At 59.8% G+C, this 12,987-nt stretch carries 9 protein-coding genes; 3 read left to right on the top strand and 6 right to left on the bottom strand.

Translation table 11 applies throughout. The features are described from left to right. The 3 genes from ABX749_RS06340 to ABX749_RS06330 all read right to left on the bottom strand — a co-directional run. Positions 1–1,556: DUF1549 domain-containing protein (locus tag ABX749_RS06340; protein ID WP_372895232.1), on the bottom strand; the 1,556-nt coding region annotated here is incomplete at its 3' end. Positions 1,557–2,033: 477 nt separating this feature from the next. Further along, a complete protein-coding gene (locus tag ABX749_RS06335) occupies positions 2,034–3,449 on the bottom strand; it encodes a DUF1501 domain-containing protein (RefSeq protein WP_372895231.1) in 1,416 nt (471 codons plus the stop codon). Positions 3,450–3,453: 4 nt separating this feature from the next. Further along, entirely contained in the window at positions 3,454–5,796 is a 2,343-nt protein-coding gene (locus ABX749_RS06330; RefSeq protein WP_372895230.1) for a PSD1 and planctomycete cytochrome C domain-containing protein, read from the bottom strand. Positions 5,797–6,079: 283 nt separating this feature from the next. Here ABX749_RS06330 and ABX749_RS06325 point away from each other — a divergent pair, with 283 nt between their 5' ends. Continuing rightward, positions 6,080–7,090, top strand: coding sequence for a DUF1080 domain-containing protein (locus ABX749_RS06325; RefSeq protein WP_372895229.1), 1,011 nt, complete (start codon positions 6,080–6,082; stop codon positions 7,088–7,090). Between the two features lie 248 nt (positions 7,091–7,338). Here the strand turns inward: ABX749_RS06325 and ABX749_RS06320 are convergent, their stop codons facing one another. Continuing rightward, complete coding sequence (locus ABX749_RS06320; protein ID WP_372895228.1) at positions 7,339–7,644, bottom strand: MGMT family protein; 306 nt, start codon at positions 7,642–7,644, stop codon at positions 7,339–7,341. Between the two features lie 53 nt (positions 7,645–7,697). Between ABX749_RS06320 and ABX749_RS06315 the strand changes: the two genes are divergently transcribed. Then, complete coding sequence (locus ABX749_RS06315) at positions 7,698–8,588, top strand: TIM barrel protein (RefSeq protein ID WP_372895227.1); 891 nt, start codon at positions 7,698–7,700, stop codon at positions 8,586–8,588. Here ABX749_RS06315 and ABX749_RS06310 read toward each other — a convergent pair. Together ABX749_RS06310 and ABX749_RS06305 are read right to left on the bottom strand one after the other, a co-directional pair. Then, on the bottom strand, positions 8,585–9,847 hold the full coding sequence (locus ABX749_RS06310; RefSeq protein WP_372895226.1) for a hypothetical protein: 1,263 nt from the start codon (positions 9,845–9,847) through the stop codon (positions 8,585–8,587). The genes ABX749_RS06315 and ABX749_RS06310 overlap by 4 nt on opposite strands. A gap of 263 nt (positions 9,848–10,110) precedes the next feature. Next, positions 10,111–12,117, bottom strand: coding sequence for an NAD(+) synthase (locus ABX749_RS06305; protein WP_372895225.1), 2,007 nt, complete (start codon positions 12,115–12,117; stop codon positions 10,111–10,113). Positions 12,118–12,427: 310 nt separating this feature from the next. Between ABX749_RS06305 and ABX749_RS06300 the strand changes: the two genes are divergently transcribed. Beyond that, on the top strand, positions 12,428–12,889 hold the full coding sequence (locus tag ABX749_RS06300) for a superoxide dismutase [Ni] (protein ID WP_145214267.1): 462 nt from the start codon (positions 12,428–12,430) through the stop codon (positions 12,887–12,889). The last annotated feature ends 98 nt before the right edge of the window (positions 12,890–12,987 follow it).

Below are 12,987 nucleotides of genomic sequence, written 5' to 3'. Positions count from 1 at the left end.
GGCACCGGAACCACGGTCCCGTCCGCCTTCTCCACGGACAGTTTCAACTGACTCAAGACCGAGCCTTGTTCGGGCCAGTTGGCGGGGTTGTCCGAGGCGGGCAGGATTTCAATTCGCAGTGCCGTCATCGGCAGCGCGTCGGCCTGGACCGTGTAACGAACCCCCGGCGGGAACGTGCCACCGGCGGTGTGGACGTGATCGTCCTCGATCCGCAATTCGCCTTCGGTACTCGAGGCGTTCGACGGGACCAGCGGACTCCAAGCAACCTTCCCGGCTAGCTGGCTGCCCAATTGATTGCGTTCGTCACGTTGCCGCTGGTAGGTCCGTTGGACTTCGACCGCCGCCGCAAGACGTGCCGGATCGTCGGGGATTTTCAGCGTCGGATAGTCCGAAGGCAAATCGGCATCCAACGTGTCGTTCATGATCGCCATGCAGGCGTAATATTCTTCGTGTTTGAACGCGTCGTAGGGGTGAGAATGGCACTGCACACACCCAAACGTTGTCGCCTGCCACACGGTCCAAGTGGTGTTGATCCGGTCGATCAATGCCGCGACGCGAAACTCCTCGTCGTCGGTCCCGCCTTCGGTGTTGGTCTGCGTGTTGCGGTGAAACGCGGTCGCAATCAGGTCGTCCGGCGTGGGCTGCTCCAGCAGGTCACCGGCCAGCTGACGGATGGTGAATTCGTCATACGGCATGTCGTCGTTGAACGCCCGAATCAACCAATCGCGATACGGCCACATGTCTCGATGCGGGTCTTTCTCAAACCCTTTCGAATCGGCATAGCGTGCCAAGTCCATCCAGACCGATGCCCATCGTTCTCCGAATCGCTCGCTGCCGAGCAACCGGTCGACTTCGCGCACATAAACCTGCTCGCGTGACGAAGCGTCAACGGCTCGATTCAGTTCGGTCCTGAACGATGCGATACGTTCCATCGACGGCGGCAAACCGATCAGGTCAAACGACACACGTCGCAGCCATTCCTCCGGATCGGCTTCGGGTGATGGAGAAAGCCCTTGGCTTTTCAGTCGCTCGAGCACCCGTCCATCCAGCGGTTGTCGGGGCCAATTCGACCCGTCGCTTCCGGCCGCGATCGTGGCCGGCTGAAGCGGTTCCAACGACCACAGTCCGCCCCACTTCGCACCTTCGCGAATCCATCGCTCGAGCAACTCGATCTCGTCCGCCGACAAGGGATCGGGATGCTCATGGGGCGGCGGCATCCGCTCATCGGGGTCGTCAGACTTGACCCGCTCGATCAAGATCGACGCGTCGGGATCACCGGGCTCGATCACCCATCCGTCCGGCGGCAACACTTTGTCGGCGTACACGAACGACAGGTCACCGGCTTGTTTCACCCCGCCGTGACAAGACGTGCAGTGCTGCGTCAGAATCGGACGGATCTGTTTGTTGAAATCGATCGGACGCTCGGCCTGGGCCACGTCGCTGCCGCAACTGAAGCCGACGAGCAGAAGAATTCCAATCAGCCAGTGGATCCGGTCATCTTTCCGATGGGGATTCGCGATCCGGTCCGACAGCAGTGACTTTGCGACTGGGCGCATCCCGCCTAGTAAGCCACCCTCCCGGCGGGCAATGGTGCCTGCAAAACGATTGCGTGTCAGATTTGGCCTGAGCGGACGCCTTCGGCCAAGGGCCGTTGACATCCATAGCCTTGGGCATCGCCCAAGGTACGCAAGCGCAAACGAGAGGAGTTGGCCAACGGCCATAAATAATTGGCTCGTCAACGGCGAATGTTGTGCATGGCCGTTGGCCAAATCCGACTCTGTTTGGATCTTTTCCCTGGGGCGGCGCCACCTCGCAAGTGCTCGGTTGGCTTGCCCCAGGCTACGGATATGCATGCCCCTTGGGCAAAAGGCAACTTGCGTAAACACCCGTGCGTGGCACGAAGGTCGAGCGAAGCGGGGGGAGGTCGAACTGAACATCGCCGATGCACGTCCGGGCACCTGCATGCGACGTAGAACGCTAGCAGCTTGGAACACGCGAATCGCCGGAGGGTGTGAAAGGGACAAGGGCATGACTCAGCTGTTCAAAATCGTGTCGATGACGCGTCCGTGCACGTCGGTCAAACGGAAATCACGTCCCGAATAACGGTAGGTCAAACGTTTGTGATCGAAACCTAGTTGATGCAAGACGGTGGCGTGAAAATCAGGCATCGTGACTTTGTTTTCCGTCACCGCCATCGCCAGTTCGTCGGTCGCTCCGTAGGTCATTCCCCCACGCACGCCACCACCGGCCATCCACACGGTGTAACCATCGATGTGGTGATCGCGGCCGACTTTGGTCGGATCCTTGACCTGCTGGACCGTCGGCGTGCGGCCCATTTCGCCACCCCAGATGACCAGCGTTTCGTCCAGCATTCCACGCTGCTTTAGATCCGTCAACAACGCGGCGATCGGCTGATCCGATTCCTTTGCCAAACGCGTGATGTTTCGCACGATCGAACCGTGGTTGTCCCACGGCTGGCCGCCGCCATGGTAGCACTGGATGTAGCGTACACCGCGTTCGGCCAGGCGTCTCGCGTACAGCATGTTGCGGCCCTGAGTCGTCTCGCCGTACAGCTCGCGAATGTGCGCCGGTTCTTGCGACAAGTCAAAGGCATCCGTTCCGGCACTTTGCATCCGAAACGCCAACTCCATCGTGTGAATGCGACTCTCCAATCGCTCGTCTCCCGGTCGCTGTGCCGCGTGTCGCTGGTTCAAGAATTGGGTCAGCGCCAACTGGGCCCGCTGCGACCCGGGGCGAACATCATCACGCGTCAGGTTGGCGACGATCTGTTTGCCGGTATTTTCCGTGTCGATGTGCGTTCCCTGATAAACGCCCGGCATGAACGCACTGGTCCAGTTGCGCGACTGTGCGGTCGGCAACCCGCGGGGACACAAAACGACGAATCCTGGCAATTCATCGCTTTCGTTGCCCAAACCGTACAACAACCACGAACCGAGACTGGGCCGCGGCAGGGTGGAGTGTCCGCAATTGGTCAACAGCAACCCGGGCGTGTGATTGGCGATTTCGCCTTGCATGCTGCGAATGACACACAGATCATCGGCGTGCCGAGCGACATTGGGAAACAGCTCGCTGACCTCCAATCCGCACTCGCCGTAGCGTTTGAATTGGAACGGTGAACCGAACAGGTTGCCCGCGCGGTTGCGTTGGGTCGGTTGCAACTGTTTCTTGACTGAATCAGGAAGCGGCTTGCCGTCGAGCCGGTTGAGTTCGGGTTTGCGGTCAAACGTGTCCATCTGGGACGGACCGCCGTTCATGAACAAGTGGATCACGCGTTTGACCCGAGCCGGAAAGTGCGGCGATTGCTGGCTCAACGGCGACTCTTCGGGCGTCCTGCCGGCTTCGGCCGGTTCGTGCAACAGGCTGGCCAGTGCGATCGACCCGAGACTGGTCGACTGCAACAACTGACGACGTGAAACGAAAGGGTTCATGTTGCTAGTCCACATACTGAAATTCGTTGCTCATCAACAACGCCTGGGCGACGAGCGGCCACGGCGAAACGATGAAGCGTGTTTGTGGCCGGTCCGGTTTTTGAAATCGCTGTTGAAATTCGACCAATTTCAATGTTCTGGAAACTTCCGCGGCGACCGGTTCGCGTCCCAAGATCGTCCGAAACAGAAACTGCACCTTGGCCTCGTCACCCTCGATCCGCGTCAACGCGTCAGCCGATGCGATCGCGGCGGCCTGGTCGATCACCAGCGGCGAGTTCATGAGGAACAATGCTTGTTGGGCGACGATGCTTTCACCCCGCGCCGGTTGCGTTTGCACGGGAGCCGGGAAGTCAAAGGCCCTGAGCGTGGGATCCAAATTGAAGCGATTGATGAATCCGTAGATCGCGCGACGACGGGTGTAGTCGTCGCCCCAGAGTCGCTCGGGGTGACCGCCAATCCGACGGTCCAATCGGCCGGCGACCAACAACATGCTGTCTCGAATCGCTTCGATGGTCAGGTGTTTTCGATTGGCCCTCCACAGCCATCGGTTCTCGGGATCCACCACGGCCGCAGTCTCGCGCGTTCGACTGGATTGCTGGTAGGTCTGTGACATCACGATCCGTCGCACCAGATGTTTGACTGACCAGTCGTGGCGAATGAAGTCATCGGCCAACCAGTCCAACAATTGGGGGTGCGTCGGCGGAGCCCCCTGCAATCCGAAATCCGATGGCGTGTCCACCAGATGCGAACCGATCAGGTATCCCCAAACGCGGTTGACGAACACACGGGCGGTGAGCGGATTGTCCGGTGAAGCGATCTTGTCGGCCAATTGCAATCGGCCACTGTTGGTCTCGGGAAACGCGTGCTGCTGCGGATCCAAGATCTTCAGAAATCGACGGGGGACCGCCTCGCCGCGTGCGGCAGCATCGCCCCGGACGAAGACAAACGATTCCGGTGGCTGCTTCCGCTCGGCAACCACCATCGCCCGCGCCGGGGCACCGGGGTGAAACGTGAGCAACTCGGCCAATTCCGTCTCACGAATCTTCTGCGCGATGGGCCGATTGTTGTTTTTCGCCTTCTTGCCCGCAGCCCCGTTGATCTTGGCTTCGATGGCCGATCGCTTCTTGGCAAAGTCGGCGGATTGGGATGGTGTCGGCTGGTACGATGTCAACACCGGTTGCTTCGTTTCGTCCAACGGATTGACCCGCGCGACTGCGGCAAACACGCCTCGCAACGAATAGTAGTCCGCCGTCGGCACGGGTTCGAACTTATGATCGTGACAACGCGCACAGGCCACCGTGATGCCCATCAGACCACGCGTGGTCACATCGATCCAATCATCCAACGCTTCGTTTTGCGCCCGGCTGGAATACGGGCCCGACGCATAAAAGCCGAGTGCCGCCATTTCCGGTGCATCCCCCGCGAAACCCATCAGGTCCGCCGCAATCTGCTCTTTCAGAAATTGATCATAAGGCTTGTCGTCATTGAGCGAACGCACGACGTAGTCGCGATAGGAAAACGCGAACGGGTGGTAGTGCGGCGTGCGTGTGTCGGGACGATAGTTATTGTCGGTGTCGGCATAGCGAACGATGTCCAACCACAAACGCCCGAGATGGTGTCCGAACTCAGGTGATTCGATCAGTTGGTCGATCAACCGCGGCGTCGCGCCGTCGGGATCCACTTCCGTCGCTTCCTGAAACGCGGTGACTTGCTCAAACGTCGGCGGCAACCCCGTCAGATCATAGTGCAAGCGACGAGCCAAGGTCGTGGCGTCGGCGGGAGGAGAAGGCGTCAGCTGGGCGCTGGACAACGCATCGAGCACGAAACAATCAATCGCGTTTTCACCCCAGCGTTCGTGCTCGGTATCGATCGCCCCCGGTGACGGGATCTCGACCGGGCGAACCGGCTGAAAGGCCCAATGGTTTTCCGCTTGATCAAACAAGTAGTCCTGGTCGCCCAAACGCGAGAACTCGGTCTCGCCCATGTCATCGGCCGGCCCATGCGCACCACGTCGGACCCACTGTTCGAGCAACGCAATCGCTTCGTCATCGAGTCGCTGCTCCGGCGGCATCTGCAGATCATCGTTGTCATAGCGAATCGCGGTGATCAGCAAGGACGCATCGGGTTCGCCGGGAACCACGGCCTTGCTCGTGTCACCACCTTCGATCCACCCCGATCGCCGATCCAGCAGCAAACCGCCCTGCTGCTCACCGGCCTCTTCACTGTGGCACTCGTAGCAGTGCTGGACCAACAACGGGCGGATCTTTTGCTCAAAGAATCTTAGTTCGTCGGCCGAACCATTCGTCCGACGCTCTTCGGCGATCAACGATCCCGTGCCGCAGGGCATCAGAGCGCCCGCAACCAGTCCGGCGAGAACGGTCAAGCGCAAGAGGGCGTGGCGATGGAAACAAGCTTGCATCGACGGGGCAGCGGTTGGAATGGCGAAGAATTCACCGTGGCGGGGGACCGCTCTGCGGCCACCACCATTGTGATCGAGTCGGAAACCGCTGTCCAGGCAAGATCGCGGGTGGTGCAATCACGGCTCACCAGCGGGCGGGAGAACGTTAGGATACGATAAGCCCTCCAGCATGCTGCTCAAACAACCCGAAAACCCTCCTCCAATCGCCCCCATGAATCGACACCAACCACGACTCGTTGCCCGCAGTCTTAGCCTGTGTCTGCTGCTCTTTTCACCGTTCATCGCGTCGCTGCGTGCGGAGCCATTGGCGGCGGAATTGGCTGGTGATTGGTCGCTGCAGCTTGATTCCGGTCTGCCGGCCTGGATGAGTGTCCAAGAACGTGACGGCCGACCGCTGGTCTACTTGCGGTTGTACGTCGGCTCGGCCGGTCCCTATCAGAACGTCGAACAATCTGACGGACGGTTGAAGTTCGCGATCAGGAAGAACAAGAACACAAAATCAACGACCACCGTGGACGTCGGCATGGTCGACGGAAAACTCGACGGCCTGATCCTGCGACAGTCTCCCGATGGCTCGATCCAGCGTGAGCGGTTTACCGGAAAGAAGATTCCGCCGATGCCCACCGTCGCACCCGATTTGTCCAAGGTCCGGTTCGGTCATCCGATCGCGTTGTTCAACGGCAAGGATCTGACCGGATGGACGGTCCATGAACCCGAAAAGAAGAATGGCTGGAGTGTCGAAGCGGGCGTGCTCAAGAACACGACACCCAAAACCGACTTCAGTGCCACCGGTGACTATGCGAACCTGAAAACCGAAGCGGTGTTCGAAGACTTTTGGTTGCACATCGAGTTCCTTGTCGAAACGCAACGCAACAGCGGCATCTACCTGCGCGGGATGTACGAGGCGCAAGTGGTCGATCGAGACTCTCGGATGCAAGGCTTGCAGGGCGTGGGCGCGATCTTTGGCATGATCGAACCCGCGTTCAATGCGGGCAAACCGGGCGGCCAGTGGCAGAGCTATGACATCACGCTGGTCGACCGTCACGTCACCGTGGTCTTGAACGGCGAAAAAGTGATCGACAACCAACCGGTCACCGGGCCGACCGCGGGCGCCGTCCACACCCACCCCGCCGAACCGGGCCCGATCTACTTACAGGGCGACCACACCAACGTGTCTTATCGAGACATCTACCTGGCGCCGGTGATCAAGGATGCCCCGTGAGCAGAAAGACAAGAGAATCGATGACGGAAAAACGCTGTGTATCAGCTCTCGATCGAGTTCCATGCGCCGGTCCGCTCAGGCAGTCTGCTCAAGCAGTCTGCTCAAGCAGTCCGCCATCGATCGTTTCGCTTCAGCAACACATTTTCTTGTCACTCATTTTCCTGTCTATCAATTCGATCGATCCGTCGTCCATTTTTTTGCCCCTGATCTTTCTGCCATCTCGGCCAAATGTCGGCTGACCGCGTGCGTCAGCTTTCCTTCGTTTTCTTGAAGCGTCCCAACGGGGACTCGACGACACGAAAGGCGTTCAACTGGACGCCTTCGTCGGCCAGGCGTTCGGCTTGGACGCTGGGGTTGCAGGGCGGCAGGTGGCCGTCGCTGTAGACGACGCGCCACCAGGGCAGGGTGTCCATCGATTGGGAAAGCATTCGTCCGGCGGCGCGTGACGCCCGCGGACGGCCGGCCGCGGCAGCGATGTCTGCGAAACTGACGACCTCGCCGGGACGCAAATTCGTGACCGCGTTGGCCATCTGCTGCTGAAATTCAGTTAGCATAGGAGGTTCGGTTCCCAACCCTTGAAACGTCCCAATACCTGGTAGGCCCCACCGTGAAACGTCGTGACTTTGTCGCCGCCAATCTGCTCGCCGCCGCCGGCGCGGCATTCGCCCCCCGACTCCTGATGAGCGACGATGACACGGCAAGTGGCGGCCGCATTCGACAATCCATCATGGGCTGGTGCTTCAACCCGATGGACATGCTGAAACTGGCCGTCGAGTGCAAACGCATCGGCTTGGAAGCCATGGAGGGTATCAATTCAAAGCTCTACGACCAAGTCACCGCGATGGGACTGAAGATCTCTTTGGTCGGCAGCCACGGGTTTGCCACCGGGCCGCTGGACCGAGACAATCACGCCGAAGTCGAACAGAAGCTGCGTGACGGAATCGATCTGGCGGTCAAATACGGCGCCCCCAACGTCATCACCTTCACCGGGATGCAAAAGCAAGGCATCAGCGACGCAGCCGCCCGCAAGAACTGTTTGGATTGCTGGAAACGCGTCATCCCCTATGCCGAAGAAAAAGGGATCGGTTTGGTCCTAGAGCATTTAAACAGCAAGGCGCACCTCAACCCCGACGGCAGCGTCCATCCGATGAAGGGACACCCGGGATACTGGGGCGACGACATCCACTTGTGCGCCGAACTGGTCAATGAAGTCGGCAGCGAAAAATTTAAACTGCTCTACGACATCTACCACGTTCAAATCATGAACGGTGATCTGATCGCGAACCTGGAAAAATACCAGTCGATCATCGGCCACTACCACACCGCCGGCAATCCGGGACGCCGCGAATTGGACGGCCGCAACGAAATCAATTACCCGGCCGTCATGCGCGCGATCAAGGCCACCGGATACCGCGGCTACGTCGCCCAGGAATTCATTCCCACCAGCGAGGATCCGATCCGCTCGCTCGAAGAAGCTTACGCCGTCTGTGACGTCTAGCGAGACCGGTTGAGCCACTGGGTCAGAATGCCGCCGGATCGTTTTCGCGACGGCGGGGCGGCTTGACGGGGCGAAGTGACGCCGGCGGAAGGTTCACCGACGGAAAGATCACCGGCCAACGGTTTACCGGCCGACGGTTCACTGGCCGCACGCTCGCTGGGCAGCCGGGTCGAAACGGATTTGTTCTGTGACGACGTGCGACCGGACGTCAACCTTCTGGACCAGCCGACGAATTTTTCGGCCAACGAGGGCTTGGGACTGCTGGCGTCCAGTTCCGGTTCTGACGGTTCTGGTTGTGGTGAACTGGCCGCCATCAGTTCCTCCACCTCCAACGCCACTCGGCCGTCGCTGTTCACGCGGTCCTTCATCGCGACCTCCATTGCGGCCGCACCTGCCCGTGGCGTGACGCCTTGACCGAGCACTTCCAATGACCTTGCGATCGCATCGGCCTCGGCCGAGCTCGTCGGCGACGGCAAGGCCGGCACGGCGTCGCCCACCGGGTTGGACGTGTCTTCGATCAAGTGACCGCTGTCGATCGCCCCGAATTGTTCGCGGAACGAACTGGTCATGCCCGGCGTGTGGAGTCCGAGGGGTTGTCCCTGCGGAAGCACCAGGTCGGTTGAAAAACGGCCCAGCGGCGGATAGTCCATCGCGTGTCCCGACGTCGAAGGCGGATCCAGATGCGAGCCGATTTGATCGATCGCCAAGCTGCCGAATCCGCTATTGATCGCGGTTCCCAGCAGCGCCGGTTCTGGATTGGCCTGGACCGACAGTACATCCACTGCGGCATCCAACTCGGCGACCGGCTGCGCTGGCAAGGCGTTCTGGCTATCGACAACCGCTTCGTCGGCCGGGGACTGCGAATCGGTCGTCGGCATCACCAACGGATAATCTTCGACTCGGAAGCGGCGAAGTTTGGGTGGCGCGTCGACGACCAACGGATTGGTCAAACGCTCGCCACGGCCGGCGTCCAGTCGCAGAGGATGAGTTTGCGGATTGCGGGTTCGCTGCACAATCGCAGCCGATCGGGCAACGGGAAGTTTGTCGGTTATACCGGTCGTCCCGGTCTCGCCCAGTTCGGCAAAACGAGACGTGTCCTCGCCATCCTCAACGGGCACGGGGGCGACACGAATCGGAGACGTCGTTCGGATCAACTTCGGTAGCTCGCTCCCGTCTGCCGGCACCACACCGGTGGAAAGCACACACAGAGCCGCGGCAAGTTTTGCGACCGATTTGCCGCGACGATTGCTGATTGACATCTCACGCTTCCTTGCTTGTCTGCCGACGAGCGAACCATCCTTGGATCGCCCATTGCTGCTCCATTGGCTTCGACGAGTCACCACCACGAGCAAGAATCGAACCGGCGCATGCCCGGCAAAATGGAAACCCCACCGCCGTCCAACACCGTCAACCGGTTAGACACGGACGAACACTCGATTCGGACCAATACGACGTTCCGGAATATCCGTCACGACCGGAGTGCGAACAATTCACCCCCATGCTCAACATTCGCCTTTGCCGTTCAAAACGCCCCACCCTCGGCATCGCTGGGCATCCGCCAGTCACCGCGGGGCGAAAGACTGACCGAACCGACTTTGGGACCATCGGGCACACAATTGCGTTTGAATTGATTGCGAAAGAATCGCGTGATGAACTGGTCGAGCGTTGCTGCGATGGTCACCGAATCATAGGGCTGATCGAACGTCGCCTGGGAGGCGAGATAGAGGATTTTGTCGCGTGTGAAACCGTTGCGGACGAAGTGGTACAGGAAAAAATCATGCAGCTCGTAAGCGCCGATGGAGCTTTCGGTGTTCTGCCGAATGGTGCCGTCACTGGCCGGCGGCAACAATTCCGGCGAGATCGGCGTCTCGGCGATCCGGTGCAGCAAGGCACTGAGTTGACCCTCGAAGTAGTGATCCGCGGCGTAGCGGACCAAGAATCGGACCAGCGTTTTGGGGATCGAAGTGTTGACGTTGTACATCGACATGTGATCGGCATTGTAGGTCGCCCATCCGAGCGCCTGTTCGCTCATGTCACCGGTGCCGAGCACAAACCCGCGGTTCATCAACAACATCGTGCGGAGCCGCGCCTGCACATTTTCGAAGGTCAAATCGGCAGCGTCGTCGGGCAACTGATTCAGCTGACGTTGTAGTGATGCAACGGTCGTGTTCGCGTCGATCTCCAGCCCCAGCGGTCGGTGGCCGAGCGAGTGAAAGGTGTCCAAACAGAGTTGCCGAATGTCGATGCAATCGCCGGTCACCCCGGTCGATTCGATCAGCCGATCGGCACTGGTTCGGGTGTGATCGGTGGTGCCGAAACCCGGCATCGTGATCGCATGAATCGATTTCCGTGGCCAACCGGCGGCATCGACCGCCTTGAGTGCAACCAACAGTGCCAAGGTGCTATCCAATCCGCCGGAAATGCCGATCGCCAACGGCGTCGACTTTGGCAGACACGACAGTCGCTTGATCAGACCGGCCGATTGGATCGCAAAGATTTCGCCGCAGCGTTCGGCCAATTCACCTTCTTCGGACGGCACAAAGGGATGGGCATCGACATAGCGAAGCAGTTTCTCTGGTGCCGCTTGCTTTGCAGCGTCCTTTTGCTTTGCAGGGTCCATGACCAGCTCGATCGTTCGATACTCCTGTTTCATTTGATCCGCGACATCATCAAACGATCCGACCACGCGTCGGTCATGGGCCAGTCGCTGTAGATCGATGTCACAGGTGACGGACATCTCAGCGACCCATTCGGGCGACCGGCCGTCTCCGATCCGCCGCGACTGGCCGATCAGCGAACCGTTTTCGGCGACCAGACAGTGCCCGCCGAAGACCAGGTCGGACGTCGACTCGCCCGGTCCGGAGGAAACATACGCATAAGCGGCGATACAACGACCCGATTGCGACTTGACCAAGTCGCGACGCCACGCGGCCTTGCCGATCGTTTCGTTGCTGGCCGAAAGATTGACCAACACGTTGGCTCCGGCGACCGACGCATGGCTGCTCGGGGGAATCGGCGTCCAAAGGTCTTCGCAAATCTCGATCGCAATGACGGCTTCGCCCTGGCGGAACAACAGGTCCGTTCCGAACGGAATTTCATTCCCCGCGATGGCGACCGCTGCGGGGTCGGCCGGTCCGGAGGGTCGGAAATGCCGCCCCTCGTAGAATTCGCGGTAGGTCGGCAAAAACGATTTCGGCACGACGCCGGCGACCGTCCCGCCGCAGACGACTGCGGCAACGTTCATCAGTGAATCCCCGACCACCAGCGGCAATCCGACGATCACCGCGCCGCGTCGGCTCCGAGTCGACTCGGCGATCCGCATCACCCCCTCCGCCGCGCCGACCAGCAGTGCATCGCTGCCGAACAGGTCACCGCATGTATAGCCCGTCAGTGCCAGTTCGGGCAGCACGGTCAAGTCGGCCTCGACGTTTCCGATCGAATTCAAAATCGCTTCGGCGTTGGCCGCCGGATCAGCGATGACGGTCTGCGGGGCAACCGCGTGGATGCGAAAAATTCCGTGCTGAAACAATGCGGTCGTTCTGGGGGTAAGGGGGAGTGTCGCGGAAATCACAGGATCAAAACGAGAATTTCACGCAACGTTTTGACCGCTCGGCCCATTGTAACCTGCACCGGTCCGACCGCACTCCCGGCGAAACCCCCGATCTGCTGGAGCGGATTATTCGCGGTCTCTGGACAGTCCCCCCGCCACCTCTGCCGGCTTGCGCCCTATAATCTGAACCCGCTTCGCTTCGACGCCGGCGCTCTGAACGCGGACCGGCGACGCAGCGAACGATCTGTGTCTACCTGTTTGAATAAACGACTTGATGAGAGAGAACGACATGACCCGAATTTTGACCGCTGCATTTGCACTGATGATCACCGCGTCGATCGCCATGGCCCACTGCCAGGTTCCCTGCGGCATTTACGGAGACCAATTGCGATTTGAACAAATGCTCGAAGATGAGCACACGATTTCGAAGGCTCAGCTGCAGATCAACGAGATCGCCGATGGCGAGATGTCGGCCCAATCGATCAACCAAGCCGGACGCTGGGTCACGACCAAAGAAGAGCATGCGACGAAGATTCAAGACACGATCTCGGCGTACTTCTTGGCCCAACGGATCAAACCGGACAGCGAAGGTTACACCAAGAAACTGACCGCCGCCCACGCTGTTATCATCGCTGCGATGAAGTGCAAGCAGTCGGCGGATCCGGAAACCGCCAAGGTGCTCGAAAAAGCGATCTTCGATCTGTACCGCGCGTACGAAGGCAAAGAGCCCGCCTTCGATCACTCGCACTAGTAGTCTACCGCAGCTCAATTATCGGGTAGTGGACGAGGCGACTATCGGGTAGTGGACGAGGCGACGAGTCCTCTGTAGTCGGCATCTTGGCAAGGACT

Source organism: Stieleria sp., assembly GCF_041595215.1.
Lineage (GTDB): Bacteria > Planctomycetota > Planctomycetia > Pirellulales > Pirellulaceae > Stieleria > Stieleria magnilauensis.
Note: the sequence above shows the minus strand (reverse complement) of the source record. Positions and strands in the feature narration are given on the sequence as shown.

Excerpts from the sequence above, each read along its gene's own strand:
- ABX749_RS06335 (WP_372895231.1), bottom strand. The coding sequence starts at position 3,449 with ATGAACCCTTTCGTTTCACGTCGTCAGTTGTTGCAGTCGACCAGTCTC.
- ABX749_RS06330 (WP_372895230.1), bottom strand. The coding sequence starts at position 5,796 with ATGCCCTGCGGCACGGGATCGTTGATCGCCGAAGAGCGTCGGACGAAT.
- ABX749_RS06325 (WP_372895229.1), top strand. The coding sequence starts at position 6,080 with ATGAATCGACACCAACCACGACTCGTTGCCCGCAGTCTTAGCCTGTGT.
- ABX749_RS06320 (WP_372895228.1), bottom strand. The coding sequence starts at position 7,644 with ATGCTAACTGAATTTCAGCAGCAGATGGCCAACGCGGTCACGAATTTG.
- ABX749_RS06310 (WP_372895226.1), bottom strand. The coding sequence starts at position 9,847 with ATGTCAATCAGCAATCGTCGCGGCAAATCGGTCGCAAAACTTGCCGCG.
- ABX749_RS06300 (WP_145214267.1), top strand. The coding sequence starts at position 12,428 with ATGACCCGAATTTTGACCGCTGCATTTGCACTGATGATCACCGCGTCG.